The sequence below is a fragment of the Micromonospora sp. NPDC003944 genome, from assembly GCF_053605225.1.
Genome location: NZ_JBSGIV010000001.1, coordinates 159,617 through 178,761, shown reverse-complemented (window position 1 = coordinate 178,761; position 19,145 = coordinate 159,617). Strand labels below are relative to the sequence as shown.

21 protein-coding genes are annotated in these 19,145 nt (G+C 72.8%); 7 read left to right on the top strand and 14 right to left on the bottom strand.

What is annotated here, in order from left to right; all coding sequences use genetic code 11:
• Positions 1 to 196: 196 nt before the first annotated feature.
• Positions 197 to 937, top strand: a complete 741-nt coding sequence (locus ACWER9_RS00795; RefSeq protein ID WP_452299799.1) for a nucleotidyltransferase domain-containing protein — start codon at positions 197 to 199, stop codon at positions 935 to 937.
• 72 nt (positions 938 to 1,009) lie between these two features.
• On the opposite strand, the gene ACWER9_RS00790 is transcribed toward ACWER9_RS00795, so the two are convergent.
• The 6 genes from ACWER9_RS00790 to ACWER9_RS00765 all read right to left on the bottom strand — a co-directional run bounded on the left by ACWER9_RS00790 (position 1,010) and on the right by ACWER9_RS00765 (position 6,646).
• Positions 1,010 to 1,705, bottom strand: a complete 696-nt coding sequence (locus tag ACWER9_RS00790; protein ID WP_452299798.1) for a hypothetical protein — start codon at positions 1,703 to 1,705, stop codon at positions 1,010 to 1,012.
• A complete protein-coding gene (locus ACWER9_RS00785) occupies positions 1,702 to 2,196 on the bottom strand; it encodes a sigma-70 family RNA polymerase sigma factor (protein WP_452299797.1) in 495 nt (164 codons plus the stop codon). The genes ACWER9_RS00790 and ACWER9_RS00785 overlap by 4 nt, the downstream gene beginning before the upstream one ends.
• Before the next feature lie 162 nt (positions 2,197 to 2,358).
• Positions 2,359 to 3,822 (bottom strand): rifampin monooxygenase, encoded by a 1,464-nt coding sequence (rox, locus tag ACWER9_RS00780; protein WP_452299796.1) that lies wholly within the window; start codon positions 3,820 to 3,822, stop codon positions 2,359 to 2,361.
• A gap of 259 nt (positions 3,823 to 4,081) precedes the next feature.
• Entirely contained in the window at positions 4,082 to 4,864 is a 783-nt protein-coding gene (locus tag ACWER9_RS00775) for an ABC transporter permease (protein ID WP_452299795.1), read from the bottom strand.
• Positions 4,865 to 4,895: 31 nt separating this feature from the next.
• Entirely contained in the window at positions 4,896 to 5,654 is a 759-nt protein-coding gene (locus ACWER9_RS00770; RefSeq protein WP_452299794.1) for an ABC transporter permease, read from the bottom strand.
• A gap of 17 nt (positions 5,655 to 5,671) precedes the next feature.
• Entirely contained in the window at positions 5,672 to 6,646 is a 975-nt protein-coding gene (locus tag ACWER9_RS00765; protein ID WP_452299793.1) for an ABC transporter ATP-binding protein, read from the bottom strand.
• Positions 6,647 to 6,763: 117 nt separating this feature from the next.
• Here ACWER9_RS00765 and ACWER9_RS00760 point away from each other — a divergent pair, with 117 nt between their 5' ends.
• Entirely contained in the window at positions 6,764 to 7,228 is a 465-nt protein-coding gene (locus tag ACWER9_RS00760) for a hypothetical protein (RefSeq protein WP_452299792.1), read from the top strand.
• A 13-nt stretch (positions 7,229 to 7,241) separates the two neighbouring features.
• Here ACWER9_RS00760 and ACWER9_RS00755 read toward each other — a convergent pair whose 3' ends face one another.
• Entirely contained in the window at positions 7,242 to 8,246 is a 1,005-nt protein-coding gene (locus ACWER9_RS00755; protein ID WP_452299791.1) for an AraC-like ligand-binding domain-containing protein, read from the bottom strand.
• An 82-nt stretch (positions 8,247 to 8,328) separates the two neighbouring features.
• On the opposite strand from ACWER9_RS00755, the gene ACWER9_RS00750 reads away from it, so the two are divergent.
• Positions 8,329 to 8,904, top strand: a complete 576-nt coding sequence (locus ACWER9_RS00750) for a maleylpyruvate isomerase N-terminal domain-containing protein (RefSeq protein WP_452299790.1) — start codon at positions 8,329 to 8,331, stop codon at positions 8,902 to 8,904.
• A gap of 153 nt (positions 8,905 to 9,057) precedes the next feature.
• Here ACWER9_RS00750 and ACWER9_RS00745 read toward each other — a convergent pair whose 3' ends face one another.
• From ACWER9_RS00745 to ACWER9_RS00735, 3 genes are all read right to left on the bottom strand, one after another.
• Positions 9,058 to 10,347, bottom strand: a complete 1,290-nt coding sequence (locus ACWER9_RS00745; RefSeq protein ID WP_452299789.1) for an MFS transporter — start codon at positions 10,345 to 10,347, stop codon at positions 9,058 to 9,060.
• A gap of 152 nt (positions 10,348 to 10,499) precedes the next feature.
• A complete protein-coding gene (locus tag ACWER9_RS00740; RefSeq protein ID WP_452299788.1) occupies positions 10,500 to 11,108 on the bottom strand; it encodes a GNAT family N-acetyltransferase in 609 nt (202 codons plus the stop codon).
• Entirely contained in the window at positions 11,087 to 11,578 is a 492-nt protein-coding gene (locus tag ACWER9_RS00735; protein ID WP_452299787.1) for a DnaJ family domain-containing protein, read from the bottom strand. Before ACWER9_RS00735 ends, ACWER9_RS00740 begins: the two co-directional genes overlap by 22 nt.
• A gap of 228 nt (positions 11,579 to 11,806) precedes the next feature.
• On the opposite strand from ACWER9_RS00735, the gene ACWER9_RS00730 reads away from it, so the two are divergent.
• A complete protein-coding gene (locus tag ACWER9_RS00730) occupies positions 11,807 to 12,457 on the top strand; it encodes a LysE family translocator (RefSeq protein WP_452299786.1) in 651 nt (216 codons plus the stop codon).
• 8 nt (positions 12,458 to 12,465) lie between these two features.
• On the opposite strand, the gene ACWER9_RS00725 is transcribed toward ACWER9_RS00730, so the two are convergent.
• The 3 genes from ACWER9_RS00725 to ACWER9_RS00715 are packed head-to-tail and all read right to left on the bottom strand — an operon-like array spanning position 12,466 to position 15,330.
• Entirely contained in the window at positions 12,466 to 13,290 is an 825-nt protein-coding gene (locus ACWER9_RS00725; RefSeq protein WP_452299785.1) for an SDR family NAD(P)-dependent oxidoreductase, read from the bottom strand.
• Positions 13,287 to 14,627: a flavin-containing monooxygenase gene (locus tag ACWER9_RS00720; RefSeq protein ID WP_452299784.1), complete on the bottom strand. Its 1,341-nt coding sequence runs from the start codon at positions 14,625 to 14,627 to the stop codon at positions 13,287 to 13,289. The genes ACWER9_RS00725 and ACWER9_RS00720 overlap by 4 nt, the downstream gene beginning before the upstream one ends.
• Before the next feature lie 55 nt (positions 14,628 to 14,682).
• Positions 14,683 to 15,330 (bottom strand): TetR/AcrR family transcriptional regulator, encoded by a 648-nt coding sequence (locus ACWER9_RS00715; protein WP_452299783.1) that lies wholly within the window; start codon positions 15,328 to 15,330, stop codon positions 14,683 to 14,685.
• Positions 15,331 to 15,387: 57 nt separating this feature from the next.
• On the opposite strand from ACWER9_RS00715, the gene ACWER9_RS00710 reads away from it, so the two are divergent.
• The 3 genes from ACWER9_RS00710 to ACWER9_RS00700 all read left to right on the top strand — a co-directional run bounded on the left by ACWER9_RS00710 (position 15,388) and on the right by ACWER9_RS00700 (position 18,496).
• On the top strand, positions 15,388 to 16,737 hold the full coding sequence (locus tag ACWER9_RS00710; RefSeq protein WP_452299782.1) for an MFS transporter: 1,350 nt from the start codon (positions 15,388 to 15,390) through the stop codon (positions 16,735 to 16,737).
• A gap of 26 nt (positions 16,738 to 16,763) precedes the next feature.
• A complete protein-coding gene (locus ACWER9_RS00705; RefSeq protein ID WP_452299781.1) occupies positions 16,764 to 17,924 on the top strand; it encodes a hypothetical protein in 1,161 nt (386 codons plus the stop codon).
• A gap of 230 nt (positions 17,925 to 18,154) precedes the next feature.
• The gene (locus tag ACWER9_RS00700) at positions 18,155 to 18,496 is read left to right on the top strand and encodes an RNA polymerase-binding protein RbpA (protein WP_091398247.1); all 342 of its coding nucleotides are present in this window, start codon (positions 18,155 to 18,157) and stop codon (positions 18,494 to 18,496) included.
• A 74-nt stretch (positions 18,497 to 18,570) separates the two neighbouring features.
• Here ACWER9_RS00700 and ACWER9_RS00695 read toward each other — a convergent pair whose 3' ends face one another.
• Positions 18,571 to 19,092: an FxsA family protein gene (locus ACWER9_RS00695; RefSeq protein ID WP_452299780.1), complete on the bottom strand. Its 522-nt coding sequence runs from the start codon at positions 19,090 to 19,092 to the stop codon at positions 18,571 to 18,573.
• Positions 19,093 to 19,145: the final 53 nt, after the last annotated feature.

Below are 19,145 nucleotides of genomic sequence, written 5' to 3'. Positions count from 1 at the left end.
AACACGCGCGCACCGGACGTCCCAGACGCTTACACCAGCGCAAATCCTTACGCACAAGAACTGTCATTATGGTGCATGGTCGGTTTGCCCGAAATGTGGTGGGTAATTATTGGATTAGTGTTACCAGTAAACCGTTAATCCTCGCGAGGTCGCAACCGGAGTTGCGGGAGGCTCTGTCGAAGAGCAGCCTGAGCCGGTGTTCTCCACAGCGGAACGGGACCTGGTCCGACGACGGCTCCTGCACCTCGCCAAACACGACCCCGCTGTCGTCGCCGCCGCGATCACCGGCTCCCACGCCACTGACGACGAGGACCGCTGGTCAGACGTCGACCTGGCCTTCGCGGTCAGCGAACCACTCGACGCCGTCATGCACCGGTGGACGCAACACCTGTACCGGGACTTCGCCGCCGCCCATCACTGGGACCTGCCGTCCGGGCCTGTCATCTACCGGGTGTTCCTGCTTCCGCACGGCCTGGAGGTCGACCTCGCGTTCAGCCCGGAAGCCGACTTCGGGCCTCGCGGCCCGAGTTGGCGACTCGTGTTCGGACGATCCACACCGGCGCAGCCGGTCATGCCGAGCGGCCACGACGGCATCGCCGGTCTGGCCTGGCACCACGCACTACACGCGCGGATCAGCATCGAGCGCGGCAGGTACTGGCAGGCGGAGCACTGGATCAGCGCGCTGCGGACGCAGACGATCGCGCTCGCCTGCCAATGTCTGGGCCACCCCATCAGCTACGCCAAGGGCGCCCATCTCCTACCCGCCACCATCACCGCCCCGCTCGAAACGACACTTGTCCGCTCCCTGGACGAGACCGAGTTACGCCGCGCACTGTCGGCCGCCGTAGCGGCCCTGAGCACCGAACTCACTCGTACGGACCCGGCCCTGGCCGACCGACTACGCCCGATTCTCAGCGAACTCGCCGCAGAACGATGACCATCAACGCGACTGCCCAGGAGTCCTCCGAACCACCGGCCAGGTCGCCCGTGGGGCCGGCCGGCGTGCCGCTCATCTCGTCGCGGTGGCCCATTCGGCCGCCGTCGCCGGGCTGTAGTACCGGGTGAAACCGCAGGTCCACGCGATCGGGTCGGTGAGCGGTGCGCCACCCCAGCGGGGCGTGCCGGACACGAGCAACCGCGTGCCGACCTGATAGGCGGGGGCATGCTCGGACGTGGCGTCGCCCGGCGCGGGGACCGGGACGGGCGGCGACATGTCCACCACGGCAGTGCCCCCAGACCCACCCCTGAACCAGGTGTGCACCTGGAAGGTCACCGATCGCAGGTCCAGCGGGGGATTCTCACCGCGCCCGGTTCGTGCCGGCCCGATGCCGGTCACGGTGCCGTCGAAGGCGAAGGCCTGCTCGGCGAGCGTCTCCGGGGAATACAGCTTGACGCACTGCGCCGCGCCGAAGGCGAGCGGATCGCCCGGCCTGACCCCGGCTGGCAGATCGGCCGCCGGCGCCGGAGGGCCAGCCGAGAACGAGGGCGTGACCGGCGGCTGCGCCTGTGGCGTCGGGGCCGGCCGGTGGACGCCATACACACCCGCCGCGACGATCACCGCGGTCGAGGCCGCCGCCACCATCAGAATCCGGCGCCTGCGGTGGACCCGGCGCACCGCCGCGGCGGCCACGGCCCGCTCGTCGGGAGCGTCGGCAGCCTCGGCGGCGAACAGCTCGCGCAGCTCGCGTTCCGTCGACTGGTTCATCGGGTCTCCCTCTGTGCGTCGATGGCAGCCGGCCCGCGCAGGCTCGCCAGGGCACGCGAGGCGGTGGCCCGCACCGAGCTCTCGCTGACCCCCATGGCCGCGGCGATGGCCGCGTCGTCTAGGTCGGCGTAGTACCGCAGGACAAGCACCGTGCGGGCGCGCGGGGCGAGCCCGCTCAACAGCACCCGCATCTGGTCCCGGGCGGCGACCGCGTCGGCCGGGTCGGCGACCGTGGCGCCGGTCTCCTGGCGCAGGTCGACGGGCCGCTCCGTCGTCCAACGTCGGCGACGCCAGCTCAGATGCGCGTTCACCAGCATGCGGCGTACATAAGCTTCGGGGTCTGCCGCCGCGCGCACCCGCCTCCAGTGCCGGTACGCATCGGCAAGCACGGTCTCGGCGAGATCCTCCGCCACCTGCCGGTCGCCGCTCAGGACGAACGCCAGGCGCACCAGCGACCGGCCATACCCCGCCACGAAGTCCTCGAACGACACGCCCGCTCCCGTCAGTGCTCCTCACCAGAAAGACGCATCGGCCGCAACCCCACGCTGCACACCCGCCCCTGTCAGCTCGGCGTAGGGCCGTACGCCGTGGGGTGTCGTGGCGACGTACCGGCGTAGCGGCACGTCGCCACGGCACCTGGCAGGTCGGCGAGATCAGTGGGCAGGTCTGCCGAACCACCGGAACAGGTGCTCGTCCAGGTCCTGCTGGTCGTCGCCGACCCAGGCGACGTGACCGTCCGGCCGGACCAGGACGCCCGGGGCGTCCAGGTCGGCAGTGGAATCCGCGAGGTGGTCGACCCGGTCCGACCAGCCGCCGACGGTCAGGCGTTCGGTGCGGTCCAGTAGGAGACCACGCCCGCCGTGCAGCAGACCGTAGAGGTGGCCCTGTTTCACGTCGATGTCGGGCAGGCGGCGACCGAGCAGATCGGGGCCCGCGCCGAAGTCGTAGCGGATGCCGATGGCGGTGATCTTCGCAAGGAGGTGGAGGTTCACCTCGTCGAAGTCCATCAGCTCGGTGAGCAACCTCCGCACGGCCTGGGCGCCCGGTTCGGTGGACAGCAGTTCCGTCTGCGCCCGGGTGTTGTCCAGCACCTGCGCGGCGACCGGATGACGCTCGGCCTGGTAGGTGTCGAGTAGTGTCTCCGGCGCCCAACCGCGGACCTGCGCGGCCAGTTTCCACCCCAGGTTGACCGCGTCCTGGACGCCCAGGTTGAGGCCCTGTCCGCCGATGGGTGGATGGATGTGCGCGGCGTCGCCGGCCAACAGCACCCGCCCGACCCGGTACCGCTCGGCGAGCCGGGTGGCGTCCCCGAAGCGGGACAGCCAGCGCGGCGAGTGCACACCGAAGTCGGTTCCGGCGATGGCCCGCAACTGGTCGCGGAAATCCGCGATGGTGGGCGGCTCCGTTCGGTCGCTGAGCCCTGCGGCGGGGACCAGCACGCTGTAGGCCTGACCGCCCGCCGGCCGTACCCAGAACGGCTTGTGGGTCTGACCGACGGCGGTCATCGTGGCCGCGATCTCCGCCTGCGGCACACCCACTTCCATCTCGCCCATCAGCGTCTCGGTCCGGGCGGGCTCGCCGGGGAAGCCGACGCCGAGCAGTTTGCGCACCGTGCTGCGCCCGCCGTCACAGCCGACGAGATAGCGGGTGCGCAGCCGTTCGGTGTCGGACAGCTCGACGGTGACACCGTCGTCGTCCTGCTGGAACCCGGTGACGGCGCGGCCGCGCCGGACCTGCGCGCCCAGTTCGGTCGCGTGTTCTTCGAGTAGACGTTCGATGACCGGCTGTGGGATGCCCAGCAGGTAGGCGTACCGGGAGTCCACGCCGCTGGGCGCGGGTTTGGCGATGGCGGCGAAGTAGGCGCCGGCCGGACGCTGTCTGCCGTGCGGGAGGATGCGCTCCAGTAGCCCGCGCATCGCCATCAGTTCGAGACTGCGGATGTGCAGGCCGACGATGCGGACGAACGACGTCGGTTCGGTCTCCTTCTCGACGACGAGTACCCGTACGTCGTGCAGGCGTAGTTCGGCGGCGAGCATCGCGCCGGTCGGCCCGCAACCGGCGATGATCACGTCGTACGGGCGGGGTGCGCGACCGGTGTCGGCGGTCTGAGGGTGCATGGGTGTGGCCTTTCGGGAGTGCCGTGTTGGCAGGGCACTCCCGGCGACACCTACGTCGATCGCCCGACCGTGACGGCAAGGGGGAGCACCCACATCGCTGCGACGTTCATGGGTCTCACCTCCTCGGGCAGGTGTCGCGGTCACCTGCAAGCTATACCCTCGGCGCGATCTCGTCGACGTCTTTTCCCGGTGGGTCCGGGAGGGCGTACCGCGGTGCTCGAGAGCATCGTGGCCCAGCGGTGACCGGCGGGAGTGCGGGTCAGCGCAGCATCGCCCGGGTCATTCGGCGGGTGGCGACGTACATCGCGATCGACCCGAACGCGAGGAGGTAGGCCACCGGGATCAGCAGGTCCCAGCTCAGGTGGCCCAGCGCGGGTTCCCGGACCAGTTCGATGCTGTGGTAGAGCGGCAGCACCTGGATCAGGGGCCGCACCGCCTCCGGGTAGACCGACAGCGGGTAGAACGTCGTCGCGAAGAGGTACATCGGCAGCATGAACAACTGGATGTACTGGAAGTCGGGGAAGTCGCGCAGGTACGTCGTGACGGCCAGTCCGCCGGCGGCGAACGCGTACGAGATCAGCACCGACGCCGGTAGGGCCACCAGCACCCAGGCCGAGGTGACCAGACCGCCGACCGCCATGACGGTCAGGAAGCCGATCGAGGTCAACAGACCGTTGATCATCGCGCTGGTCACCTCGCCGACGGCGATGTCGGTGACGGAGAGCGGGGTCGGCAGGATCGCCTCGTAGGTCTTCTCGACCCTCATCCGGATGAAGACGCCGAAGCTGGTCTGGTTGAACGCCGTGTTCATCGCCGTGGTCGCCAGGATCGCCGGGGCCACGTAGGCGGCGTACGGGACGTCGACGCCGGGGACCGTGCCGACGAGCATCCCGACGCCGACGCCGATCGAGAGCAGGTACAGGATCGGTTCGACGAGCGCGTTGAGCAGCGGCGTCACCGACCGGCGGTAGATCATGAAGTTGCGTTCGATGAGCGCCAGGGCGCGGCGTCTCGTCCAGGCGGGTACGGCGACGGTGGTCATGGTGTCTCCACGAGGCTCTGGACGTGTGTCGTCACGGGTGCAACCGCCGGCGGTAGGTGACCCGGGCGACCAGGAAACCGCCGACCGCGAGCGCCAGCAGGTACGCGATGTGCACGGAGCTGCCGGTGAGCGTCGCCGTGCCGAGGCTGAGCGTGCGGCACAGCTCCACCCCGTGCCAGAGCGGCAGTAGGTAGGACACCGGTCGGATCCACTCGGGCAGCTGCGAGACGGCGAAGAACGTGCCGGAGAACATGTAGAGCGGCATGATGACGAAGCGGAACACCGTGTCGATGTGGCGCAGCTTGCGGACGCCGACCGCCCACGCGGCGGCGGGTGCGGCGAACGCGACCCCGGTCAGCGTCGCGCCGAGCAGGGCGCCGACCGCCCACGCGCCCTCGACCAGCCCGAACGCGGCCATCACCACGACGAAGGCGCCGCTGGCGATGAGCACCCGGAAGGTGATGAAGAGCAGGTGCCCGGCGGCGAGCTGCTCCGGTTTCAGCGGTGTCGGCGCGGCGCTGCGGTACGACCCGAAGCCCGCAGCCCGGGCGACCCCTGCGGACGCTTCCAGGAACGCGTTCTGCATCGCGGCGGCGGCCAGCATGCCCGGGGCGAAGAACGCCGCGTAGGAGACGCCGGCGATCTGGGCCGGCGTGTTGTCGTCGACGAGGGCGCCCAGGCCGGCCCCGATGCCGATGAGGAACAGCAACGGGTTCAACACGTTGATCACGATCGAGCCCCGCCAGGTACGCCGGTAGCGCGTGAGCCAGTATCGGAAGACGCGAAGCACTGGTGCTCTCTCCCCTGCTACTCGATGAGCGATCGGCCGGTGAGCTTGAGGAACACGTCCTCCAACGTCGCGCGGCGGACCAGTGCGGTGAGCGGGGTCAGTGACATGGCGTGCACCGTGGCGAGGGCGGCCTCGCCGTCGGCGGTGTAGACGAGCACCCGGTCAGGGAGCAGCTCCACCCGGCCCTCGGCGTCGTTGCCGCCGGTGGCCAGCACCGACGTGCGGAGCTTCTCCGCTGCGGTGTCCCGTTCGTCGAGGCGGAAGCGGAGTTCGAGAACCTCCCGCGTGGCGTACCGGGAGATCAGTTCCTGGGGTGAGCCCTGCGCGACGATGCGGCCGTGGTCGACCACGACGAGCCGGTCGCAGAGTTGCTCGGCCTCGTCCATGTAGTGCGTGGTGAGGATGAGCGTGACGCCCTGCTGTTTGAGCTGGAAGAGCCGGTCCCACAGGATGTGTCGGGCCTGCGGGTCGAGGCCGGTGGTCGGCTCGTCGAGCAGCAGGATGTCCGGTTCGTTGATCAGGGAGCGGGCGATGGTGAGCCGTCGACGCATACCGCCGGAGAGCGTCTCGACCTGGTCACCGGCTTTCTCCCGCAGTTGGGCGAAGTCGAGCAGGCGGGTCGTGCGCTCCCGGATGACGGCCCTCGGCAGGCCGAAGTACCGCCCGTAGATGTGCAGGTTCTCCCGCACGGTGAGCTCGTTGTCCAGGTAGTCGTCCTGGGTGACGACACCCAGCCGGGCGCGGATCTCCGGCCCCTGTCTCGTCGGGTCCATGCCCAGCACGCGCAGGCTGCCACCGCTGATCGGTGACGTCGCGGCGATCATCCGCATGGTCGTGGACTTGCCGGCGCCGTTGGGGCCGAGGAGCCCGAAGGACTCCCCCCGTTCGAGGGCGAAGGTGATGCCGTCGACGGCCCGGAACTCCGCTGTGGACCCACGTGGTGGATAGACCTTGGTGAGGTCTGTCGCCTCGACCAGGGGATGGTTGCTCACCCCGGCAGCCTACGAAAAGTCGACAGTGGAGTGCAAGAATTTAACAGCGCTCGGAAATTTTCGAACGTTGTGGCGGGCTTTGACTCTCGACCGGGTTGAGGCCCGACCATCGGCGACATGACCGACGACCCGACCATGACCCGCATCATCGAGGCCGTACAGCTCGGCCAGAGTGGCGCACCCGGCCGCGCCCGCGAGCTGCTCACCCTGCTCTGGGACGAGCTGGGCCCCACCGGAGACGCCCTGCACCGGTGCACCCTGGCGCACTACCTCGCCGACCTACAGGACACCACCGAGGCGGAGCTGGGCTGGGACGAACGTGCCCTGGCCGCCGCGTCCGAGCTGACCGACGAACGCGCCCAGCGATACCTGCCCGCACTCCAGGTCCAGGTGTTCCTGCCGTCGCTGTACCTCAACCTCGCCGACTGCCACCGGCGCCTGGGCAACGTCGGCCCGGCCCGGGAACACCTCGCCCGAGCCCGGGAGCACCTGGTGCGGCTACCCGAGGACCCGTACGGCGAGAGCATCCGCGTCGCCGTGCGTGACTTCGTCGCCGACGACCCGACCGACCACCGGCGATAGGTGTCGGCGCGGGTCAGTGGCGCTGGTGGGCGACGGCCGTCCGGTACTCCTGCGGTGAACACCCGTAACGGGCACGGAAGAGGCGGCTGAAGTGGGCCCGGTCCGGAAACCCCCACCGGGCGGCGACGACATGGACCGGTTGGCGCATCAGCGGGTTGGCGAGGTCACGCCGGCACTGCTCCAGGCGTTTGGCGCGGATGAGCTCGGCAACCGTCGTCGCCTCCGCTTCGAACAGGCGGTGCAGCGATCGCAGCGAGATGTGGTGGGCGGCGGCGACACTGCGAGGGCTGAGGTCGTCACTGTCGAGGTGACGGTCGATGAAGTCCACGACGCGGGCCCGCAGCGTGGTCTGCCGGGCCTCCGGTGACAGGGCGTCCTCGATGTCGAGCTGCTGGGCGAGCGCGGCAGCCAGCAGGTCCAGTGCCACCCCGCCCAGGATCTCGGCCTGGGCCGGCTCGTACTGCTCCGGGTGCGCCGCGATGCTGCGTAGGTGGTGGACCAGCAGGCCGCCGACGCCGAGGTGCGACGGCAGCGGCGTGGCCAGCAGGCGGCGGAGCCGGTCCGCTGGCAGGGGCAGCGCCGTCCGGGGTATCTGCACGGTGATCGTGGTTGCCGGAGCGGGACCGTCCGTGCGGTGCCGGGCGACGTGTGGCCGCGCGGTGTCCAGCAGGGTGAGGTGTCTGCCGGCCTCGAGCGTGGACTCGGTGCGCTCCTGGATCAGGGTGCTGCGACCGGTCAGTGGCAGCGCGAGCTGGTACACGTCCCCCTCGGCGCCGCGGACCAGTTTCGCGGGCCGGATCGCGTCCAGCGACGGGTAGCGCAGCGAGGTCATCCGGATCCGACCCAGGTCGATGGCCTGCGCGTACGCGACGAAGTTGTCCAGCTGACCGCTGCTGATGTGCGCCGGCGCCGTCTCCTGGGCGACCAGGGCGTACCAGAACGCGAACCGGTCCCGCGGAGGCAGCACGGTTGTGTCCACCACCAGGTTGGGCAACACCGTGCCCGCCTCCCCCCACATGCGAGGATGGATTCTTGCATGCCTCGACTGTCTCCACACGTGACGGGACTCCGACCTCCGGCGCAGCACGGCGGGCCGGCGAATGCCCGCGGTGACCGGTGCCGACCTGCGGGACGCGGCCGAGGAGATGACCCGGGTGCTGGTGCCGCACCGGGAACGCGACTGGTCGACGCCGGCCGGCTCGCTGACGTGGAGCTGCTGGACGACCGCGGCGCACGTCGCGCACGATCTGCTCGCGTACGCGGGTCAGGTCACCGGCCGCCCGGATGACGGCTACCTGCCGTACGACCTGCGGGTCTCCTCCGATGCGAGCCCGGCGCAGGTGCTCACCGTGGTGCGGGCCTGCGCGGGTCTGCTCGCCGCCGCCGTCGAGGGCGCCGCGCCGGACGTGCGGGCCTGGCACTTCGGCCCGTGCGACCCGGCCGGCTTCGCCGCCATGGGGGTGGCCGAGACGGTGCTACACACCCACGACATCACCCTCGGTCTCGGTGTGCCGTGGCAGCCGCCGCAGCGGCTGAGCGCGCTGGTGCTGCGGCGGCTCTTCCCGGACGCCCCGGCCGGGGCGGCACCGGAGGTGCTGCTCTGGATGACCGGCCGCGGTGAGTTGCCCGGCCGGGCCCGGCGTACCTCCTGGGTGTGGCGGGCCGCAGTCGGCTGACCGGGCCGCCGTGCAGGGGGCGGGTGGTCGCCTGCCCGGGCGACCACCCGGTTGGAGCGCTCCGGTCAGGTCCAGCTGATGCCACGGTTGTGAACGCTGCGCATGCCCCACTCCTCTCCCCCTCGATGGCGGCCCCGTGCCCGCCAGCTGACCTCAGAGTCGGCCACTGCCTGCGCCGGCGGTAGGGGTGTCGGTGTTCGAAGTCGTTCGGGCCTGTTCGGCCGCGGGCTCGAACGTCCCGGGCGCGCTTCTTCGACCCCGTGGCCACAGCGGAACGAGAACGAGGACCGCCACCGCACCCGACAGTCCACTGAACCCGATCACCGTGGTGGCCGGCCACCTGTCGGCGGCCAGACCCGCAAGGACCATGGCCGTCCCCTGCAGGCCGCTCAGACCGGTGATGGCCACCCCGAACGCACGGCCCCGGTACTGCCCCGGCACCGCCCGACCGAACAGCGCGTTCAGCGGGATGGCGAACGCGCTCGCCGCCCCGGCCAGCACCAACAGCAGGAGCATCATCCACAGCGGAGGGACGAGCCAGGCCACCGTCAGCACCCCGGCCGACATCGCGGCCAACGGCAGGATGAGCCGGGGCCGGGCCGCCGGTGCGCAGAACCGGGTGAGCGCGACCCCGCCGAGGGCCATCCCCAACGGCGCCGCCGCCAGCAGCAGTCCGACGGTGCCGGCACCGCCGCCGTACTGTCGGGCCAGTGGTGCCATCAACCCCTCGGCCGCGTAGGTGAAGGCACTCGCCGTCCAGAGGACGAGAACGTAGGACCGCAGCCGGGAGTCACCGAAGACCACCCGCAGCCCGACCGCCCGACCCGGCCGGGGCGGGCTCGACGGCGGCCGGGGCGCGGGGCGCGAACGCACGCCCACTCCGATCAGCACGGCCGAGGCCAGAAAGGTGCCGGCGTCCACGAGCAGCGCGCCGCGCAGCGACAGCAACGCCACCAGGCTCCCCCCGACGGCGAAGCCGAGCACCTGCACCACCTGGGCGCAGATGTTGTCCACGCCGTTGGCCACGGCGTAGCGGTCGCCGTCGAGCACGTCCGGCATCAACGCCGCCCGCGCCGCCACGAACGGTGGCCGCATCAGGTTGACCACGAAGAGGAGCACCACCAGGGCCGGCGCGGGCAGGTCCGGCAGCGCCGCGAGCGGGATCAGCGCCGCACGGCCGAGGTCACACGCGATCATCACGCGTCGCCGGGGGAACCTGTCGGCGAGGCCGGACAGCAGCGGTCCGCCGGTGAGCCAGGCCAGGTAGGAACTGGCGTAGGCGAGCGCCGCCAGCGCGGCCGAGCCCGTTTCGGTGAAGACGAGGTACGCCACGGTTACGGCCGTGAGCTGGTCACCGGCCAGGGACAGCAGGTACGCGCCGAACAGGTGGCGGTACTCGCGCACCGCGAACACCTCGGCGTACGTCGCGGCCCGCACGCTCACCTCGCCCCGTCCCCTCCGCGCCGGCCGTCGCCGGGGCGCTTGGCCAGACCGTATCCGCGCTCGCGCCGTCCGGGCCGGTGGTGGGCGTTCGGAGGTGTTCGGATCCGTTCGCGTCAGGTGCGGATGGGCCGGTTGAGGGGGTGTCGACCCCGTCAACCGGCGTCGAGCGTGTGCCGGTGACCGTCGAGTGGAAAGGGCGGCCGGGCCGGCAGGATCTCCTGGAACTCGAAGCCGCACTTCTGCGCCACCCGGCAGGACGCGACGTTGTCCACCTGGTGCAGCAGGTCCAGACGCGCCACCTCGGGGAACCTGTCGAACGCCCAGCGACTCAGCGCGGTGACCGCGCGCGGTGCGACGCCCCGACCACGCGCCCAGGACGCCGTCCAGTACCCCACCTCGGGTGCCGGGCGCTGCGGCGTGACCCCCTTGAGCACCACGTTCGCCACCAGCCGTGGGCCGTCGGCCTGGTCTTCGAGGACAGCGAAGGCGTACCGGCTGCCGGTGGCCCAGTCCCGCCGCGTGCGAGCCAGCCACTGCCGGCCCTCGGTGGGGTTTGTCAACGGCAGCCGGGTCCACCGGCGCAGCACCGGGTCCCGGTACGCGTCCAGCAGGGCGTCGAGGTCGTCCTCGTGCCAGGGGCGCAGCGCGAGGTCCGGCGTCGTCGCAGAGGTGCCCGACGCCCGCAGCTCGATCAACATCCGCTCAGTCTGCCGGCGGCGTACGCGGCCGGCCAGGCGGGTCAGCGCGACAGGCGACGCCACGGCCGCCACCAGGTGCGGCGGGGTCGCCGCGCTACGGCGACGGCAGCGACCCGGTCGGTGCTGGGTGTCGGGAAGCGGGGAGGCGTGTGCTCGGCACGCCAGCGGCGGACCACGTCTTCGGTGTTCACCGGGCGCACCGCCACCCGGGGCCCGTCGTCGGGGAACCGCAGCCACGCCACGATCTGCCTGTTCAGCTGCCCCACGAAGTCGCGGACGGCCTGCTCGGTGGGCAGGTCCCGAACCTCGTCGGGGACCTGCTCGACGCGTCGGCGCAGTTGCAGCGAGGTGGGCAGCAGCAGGTCGCTGGGCAGTGCCTCGCGCTCCAGGAAACTCTTGATCCACCACGCCTCGTCGTACGGCGTGCCGCGCCCGGGGATCGGCTTGCCCATGCCGGGCAGGTCGTCGAACTCGCCGCGCTGCACGGCATCCTGGATCTTGGCCTCCACTGACGCTTCCCACGCCTCGGTCACCGTGCGGCACCTCCCTGGCCACCGTAACGCGCCGCCTCCGGCCGGCGACACGCACTCGCCAGGGGTCAGCGCGTCCGCGACGGGGAGCATTCCCGCCGCCGTGCCACCCGGGTCACCGAACGCGAATGGATCACCCCGGATCGCAGGCCACGGCCCGTCAGGTGGCTCTGGGCCGGGGCGTTCATCCCGATTACGGTCCGGGTGGGGACTATCGGACGGGGGATCGCCATGGTGAGTACGGGCGCACTGCTGGGTATCGCGCTTGTGGCGTTGGGGCTGGTGCTCACGCCCGGCCCGAACATGGTCTATCTGGTCTCCCGCTCGGTGGCGCAGGGTCGCCGAGCCGGGCTCGTCTCGCTGCTCGGGGTGGCCGCCGGCTTCGGCGTCTACCTGGCGACGGCGGTCGCCGGTCTGGCCACCGTCTTCGTCCTGGTGCCGGCGCTGTACGCGGTGGTGAAGCTCGCCGGGGCCGGCTACCTGCTCTGGCTGGCCTGGCGGACGCTGCGCCCGGGCGGGCACTCGCCGTTCCGGCCCGAGCCGCTGCCACCGGACCCGCCCCGGCGACTGTTCACCATGGGCCTGGTCACCAACCTGCTCAACCCGAAGATCGCGATCCTGTACGTGTCGCTGCTACCGCAGTTCGTCGACCCGACGCGGGGGCACCTGGCCACGCAGAGCCTGCTGCTCGGTCTGACCCAGATCGCCGTGGCGTTGAGCGTGAACGCGCTGATCGTGCTCAGCGCCGGCGCCCTCGCCGGGTTCTTCGCCCGCCGGCCGGTGTGGCTGCGGGTGCAGCGGTGGGTGACCGGCACGGCCCTCGCGGCGCTTGCCGTCCGCATCGCCGCGGACCGCTCACGCGCGGCCGTCGCCACACCCTGACCTGGCGGTCACCGCCCCCGGTGGCGGCCGAGCATCCCGGCGGCAAGCGGCGCGGCGTCCAGGTCACCGGCGGCGAGGCGAGCCGCGAGGGTACGGCGTACCAGCCGGTCGGCAAGCGCCGGCGCGTGTCGGCCGACGGCCATCTCGAGGCGCCCGCGTGCGGTGGTCGCCACGTCACGGGGCGCCCGCCGGGCGGCGGCGGTGCGCAGGATCGCCGCGACGACCCCTTCGACGGGCTCGGGGCGGGACACCCCCCGCAGGGACAACCCGGCCTCGGCGGTGCTGTCGTGGATCGGCGAGTCGACCATGCTCGGGTAGACGACGCTCACCCCGACGTGGGTGCCCACCTCGTGGCGCAGCGCGTCGGCGTAGGCGACCAGGGCCCGTTTGCTCACCCCGTACGCGGCGGCGAGCGGCAGCGGCAGCACCGCCATCCGGCTGGCCACGAAGATCACCCGCCCGCGTGCGGTGAGCAGTGGGGGCAGCGCCGCGGCGGTGGTGCGCCAGGCGGCGAGCAGGTTGACCTCCAGTTGCCGGCGGACCACCTCGTCGGGAGGCAACTCGGCCGGCGCGGGACCACCGACCCCGGCGTTGTTGACAAGCAGGTCGAGCCCGCCGAGGCGGTCGGTGGCGGCCCGTACCGCCGCCGGTACGGCGTCCGGGTCGGTCAGGTCGCAGCCGAGCACCGGCACGTCGTCGTCGGGGCGGGCGTGCAGGTCGAGCCCCACCACCCGGGCGCCGACCGCGCTCAGCGCCGCGCCGAGGTGGCGGCCGAACGTCCCGGCCGCCCCGGTGACCAGCACCCGCCGACCGGCCAGCGACCGACCACTCACCGGGAGGCCTGCACCGGGGCCGCCGCACCGGAGCGGGCGCGGCCGGTCCCGGCGGTCAACTCCCGGGCCAGCTCGGCCAGGTAGACGTCGAAGTCCACTCGCATCGCCGGGCGGCGCTGACCCCAGCGGGCGGTCGCGGCCCGCAGCTCGGCCCGGCAGACGGCGCGCTGCCGGTCCGGGTCCGGCAGCGCGTACCGGCCGGCGAGGTGCGCCGCGATCAGCTTGGCCTGCGCCTCGACCAGGGGGAACGCGGAGCCGGTGGACTGCATCAACCCGACGAAGCTCAGACCGGGGGCGTCGGGGTGGAACACGTGCCGGTACAGCGGCAGCGTGTCGGCGCCACCGGCGAGCAGCGCCGGGTCGAGGAAGGGGACGTCCACCCGGTAGCCGGTGCACCAGATGATCAGGTCGACGCTGTCGCTGCGCCCGTCGGTGAACTCCACCCGGTCGCCGTCGAGGGCGGTGACGCCGGGGCGGGCCTCGACGTCACCGTGGGTCAGCCGCGACAGCAGCGCGTCGGAGAGCGTCGGGTGGTCCTGCAGGAAGCCGTGCGTCGGTGCGGGCAGCCCGTAGCGGGTGGGGTTGCCGACGGTGGTGCTCAGCACCGTCTGGCTGACCCGTTGGCGCAGCCGCCAGGGCAGCCGGCGGGCCAGCGCCCCGTTGAGGGTGTCCGAGGGGCGACCCAGCAGGTACTTCGGCACCACCCAGACGCCTCGGCGCAGCGACAGCAGGGTGCGGGTGGCGGCGTACGACGCGTCCACGGCGATGTCCATCGCGGAGTTGCCGCCGCCGACGACCAACACCCGCCGGCCGGCCAACTGCTCCGGGCCCCGGTAGTCGTGGCTGTGGATCTGCTCGGCGGTGCAGGTGCCGGGGTACCCGGGCTGCGGCAACCGGGGCACCCGGTTGTGCCCGTTGGCGACGACCACGGCGTCGACGGTCACCTCGACCGGGCCGGTCGGACCGTTGGCGGCCACGGTCCAGGTGCCGGGGGGATTCTGGGTGACCCGCTCGACGGTGTGCCGCAGCCGAATGGTGTCGCCCAACCCGAACCGGGTGGCGTAGTCGGCGAGGTAACCGGCGACCCGACGGTGGTCGGGGTAGTCGGGCCAGTCGGTGGGCATCGGGTGGTCGGCGAACTGGGTGCGACCACGGCTGGTGTTGAGGTGCAGCGTCCGGTACGCGGGCGAGTCGGGCGCCCCGAACACCCACAGGCCGCCGACCTGCTCGGCTGCCTCGAAACCGACCGTCGGCACGTCGGCGTCGCGCAGTGCCTTGACCGCGGCGAGTCCGGCGGCGCCGGCGCCGATCACCGCCACCCGAGGTGGTACGCCCATTGCCGCCCCCACTAATCCAACGTCCGATGGATAATCGTCGTGCGGCGGCGGCCCGTCAAGGGGTCGGCGCCCCGTACAGCCCGTCCAGCAGGCGGTGCACGAACGCCCGGAACTCGCGCCGTTCCCGGGCGCCGGGCGCGCCCGCGGCAAGCGCCACCACGTGCCCGTGCGTCGCCCACACCAGACTCCGTACGGTGATGTGCGGGGTCGGCTCGGCCAGCGCGCCGGCCGCCGCGGCGGCGGTGAGCAGCTCCGCGACCAGCCGGTACAGCGGGTCGGCGTAGCGCTGGTCCAGCTCGGCGTGCCGGTGCGGCTCCAACCAGCGGCGCAACCACAGCGCCGTGGTCTCAGGGCGGTCCTCGAGGAAGTCGACGAAGACGTCCACCAGCTCGTGCAGAGCCCGCCGCGCCGCATCCGGGCCCGCGTCGAGAGCGGTGCGGGCCTGCTCGGCAGCCTCGGTCAGCACCTCCCGCTCGGCGGCGAACACCCGGGCGAAGCACGCGTCGTAGAGGGCCGCCTTCGTACCCGTGTGGTGGGCGACCGTGGCCACGTCGACGCCGGCCGCGGCGGCGACCTCCCGCAGCCCGACGGCGTCGAAGCCCCGCTCGGCGAAGAGCGCGGTCGCCGCGGTGAGGACCACCTCACGGGTCGGCCGGGTCTCGTCGCGGCGGGGCCGACCCGGGCGGCGGCGGGGCATGGTCATGGCCGTCATTCTGCCCCTAGAATCCAGCAACCGTTGGATTGCGGAGAGGATGCGGCGATGACCGGGCTGGACCGGCGGCCCGCGGCCGCCACCGACGCGACGCTGCCCCGCGGCCCGCTGGCGGGCTTCGCCGCCGGCTCGCTCGGCATGGGCGTCTGGGTGACCGTGCCCGGCCTGCTGCTGCTCTACTTCCTCACCGACGTGCTGGCCGTCGGGCCGTGGCTGGCCGGCCTCGCGCTGCTGCTGCCGAAGGTCGCCGACGTGCTGCTGCACCCCTGGGTGGGGCACCGCGCCGACGTCGAGCAGACCCGTCGTGGCGACCGGCGTCGCCTGCTGCTGCTCGGGTGCGCCCTGCCGGTCGCGTTCGCCGCGCTCTTCGCCGTGCCCGGCGGCCTGACCGGCGCGCCGGCGGCCGCGTGGGTGGCGGTGTTCTTCGTCGCCGGCAACCTGCTCTTCGCCGCCTACCAGGTTCCCTACCTGGCCACCCCGGCCGACCTGCGGATCGGCTACCACGAACGCACCCGGCTGATGGCGTTCCGGATGGTGGTGCTGACCCTGGGCATCCTGGTCTCCGGGTTGCTGGCCCCGCTGCTCACCGGCGGCGACGCCGCGACCCGGGGCGGCTACCAGCGCATGGGTGTGGTCCTCGCCGTGGGAATGCTGCTGGCCATGCTCGTCGGTGTCGCCGGCATCGCCCGGCTGCGCGGGTCCGCGCCGGGTAGCGCCGCGCCCGCGCACGGCGGGTGGCGGGCGCTGCGCACCGCGCTGCGCGATCCCCAGTTCCGGTGGCTGGCCGCCGCCTACCTGGCGATGTCCACCACCACCCACCTGGTCCTCGCCGGAGTGCCCTACTACGCCGAGTACGAGCTGCGCGCGCCCGGCCTGACCACGGTGCTGGTGGCCGCGTTCGTGGCGCCGGCGCTGCTGGTCACCCCGGCCTGGCTGGTGCTGGCCCGCCGGGTCGGCAAGCAGCGGGCACTGCTCGGCGCGCAGGGCGCGTTCGCCCTCGGCGCGCTGGTGCTGGCGGTGGGCCGCCCGGCCGGCCTGCCGGTGCTCATCGGCGCGGTGGCGGTGCTCGGGGTGGCGTTCGCGGGCATGCAGTTGCTGCCCTTCTCGATGCTGCCCGACGTGATCCGCGCCGCCGGCAGCACCGGGGCCGGCACCTACACCGGGGTGTGGACGGCCACCGAGGCCACCGGCGCGGCCCTGGGCCCGTACGCCTACGCGCTGTGCCTGACCGTGGGTGGTTTCGTGGCCTCGACGGCCGGTGAGTCGCCGGTGCAGCCCGACGCCGCGCTCGCGGCGGTCCGCTACGGCTTCGGGTTGCTGCCGGCGGCGGCGATGCTCGTGGCGGTGCTGCTGCAACGCCGCTACACCCTGGACGCGGCGGCCCGGGCGACGAGCTGACCGGCCGGCACTAGACTTCGCCCTCGATGGACGCCCAGCCCCCCACCACCGACACCGAGACCCGCCCGTGTGCCCACTGTGGACGGCCGGTGCCGCAGCGGGTCGGCGCGGGTCGACCGTTTCGCTACTGCCGCGACAACGACGGCGCCTGCCAGCGCGCCTCCCGCAACAGCCGGATGCGCCACCGCAACGCCCCCGGCCTGCCCGGGCAGGTGGCCCGCACCTGGGAGGCGGTGGACCGGCTCGACCAGATCGTCGAGACGCTGACCGAGTCGCTGCACGCCGAGTTGTCCCCGGTGGGGGTGCAGCGCCAGCTCGCCCAGGCCCGCGCGGACGCCGCCACCGAGGTCGCGGCGGCGCAGACCGAACGTGACGAGGCCCGCGACGACGCCGAGACCGCCGCCGCCGACGCGGCGCGCGCCCGCGAGCAGGCCCGCGACGCCCGTGCCGAGGCCGACGACGCCCGCCAGCGCGCCGACCTGGCGCAGCGGCAGGCCGCCGCCGCCGACGAGCGGGCCCAGCACGCCGAGGCCGTCCGCGACCGGGCCCGCCACGACGCCAGCGCCGCCGAGGCGCTGCGCGCCCAGGCCGAACGCGACCGCGACCAGGCCCGCGCCGAGGTGCGCGACCTGCGCGCGGAGCGCGACGCCGAACGGCAGCGGGTGGCCGACCTGGGCGTGGAACGTGACGCGCTGCGCGCCGAGGCGCAACGGGCCACCCGGGCCGCCGCCGAGGCGACCGAGCGGGCCGGGCGGTGGCAGGCCGAGGTGCAGGACGTCCGGCGTCAGATCGAGCAGTCCCGGGCCGACGCGGCACGCACCCGCGCCGAGGCCGCCGACGCGGCCCGCGCGCGCGAGCAGGCCGACCGGGCCCGCGACCGCGCCGAGGTCGCCGCCCGGCAGGCCGACGAGGCCCGGCAGGAGGCCGCGGAACTCACCGCGCGGCTGCAAGCCGAGCTGGCGGCCCTAGCCGCCCACCGCGACACCCTCAGCGGCGAGCTGACCGTGGCCCGGCAGGCCGCGGCCACCGCCGAGGGTCAGCGCACCGCCCTGACGGTACGACTCGACGCCGCCGAGACCGACCGGGACCTCGCCCAGCGGCGGGTGGCACAGCTCGGTGACCAGGTCAGCGACCTGGCGCTGGCGCTGGCCCGCCTGGGCGCCGCCACTCCCGGCGACGCCACCTGACGCTCGCGGCGCAACCTTCGATAGGCTCGGGCGGTTAACCACCCCGGTGGCAGCGGACACACCCGTTGTCGCGACCCGCCTGGGGATCACCTCACCGGGTGACCGTCCCGGCCGGCTACCCTTGGTCGCGGCCCACCCGTGGACGCCTCACGCCCTCGGGCGGGAATGGCGCGACGGGGACGCACCGTTACACCCAGAAGACCAGCACCACGAACGAGGGGAAGTCGATCATGGGCGAGCGTATGCTGCGCGGAAGCCGCCTTGGCGCGGTGAGCTACGAATCCGACCGCAACACGGAGCTCGCGCCGCGTCAGACCCGCGAGTACCTCTGCGCCAAGGGCCACCAGTTCGAGGTGCCGTTCGCCGTCGACGCCGAGGTCCCGACGACCTGGGAATGCAAGTTCGACGGCAGCGTCGCCCGACTCGTCGACGGCAACGAGCCGGAGCAGAAGAAGGCCAAGCCCCCGCGTACCCACTGGGACATGCTCCTGGAGCGGCGTTCCATCGCCGAGCTGGAGGACATCCTGGAGGAGCGCCTGCAGGAGGTTCGGACCCGCCGCGGCCGCGCCTGAGCCGCACGAGACACCACGACGACGCCCCCGGGGTTCTCCCCGGGGGCGTCGTCATGTCTGTGGGTGGTCTGGTCTCAGTGCCGGGGCTCGACGATCTCACCCTCGATGGCCCGACCGCCGTCGACCACCACCGGCTGCTCCGGCTGCGGGGTCGGCTGCGACTGCGGCGCACCCTGGCGCACCCGCACCGTGCGGGGCCCGAACAGGTCACCGGCGACCATCGACGACACCCGCCGCTCGGTGGCGCGTCGCACCCCGGCGCGGGCCAGTCGACGCACCGGCGGCACCAGCAGAAGCACCCCGACCAGCCCGCTGACCAGGCCCGGAACCGCCAGCAACAGCGCGCCGGCCAACCCGACGAGCCCGTCGGTCACCTGCCCACCCGGGGGCTGCCCGGCCGCCGCCGCGGAGCGGAAACCACGCCAGGCGCGCATCCCCTCACGGCGCAACAACACCAACCCCAGCAGCGACGCGGCGAACACCAGCAACACCGCCGCACCGAACCCCAGCGCGCGTCCCACGCCGACGAACACCGCCAGCTCCAGCACCACCGCCAGCAACAGGGCCAACGGTACGAACCTCAGTCCTCGGCGCATCTCACCTCATCGCCATCCTGCGGACACCACGGACGTGTTCCGCTCATCCAGCA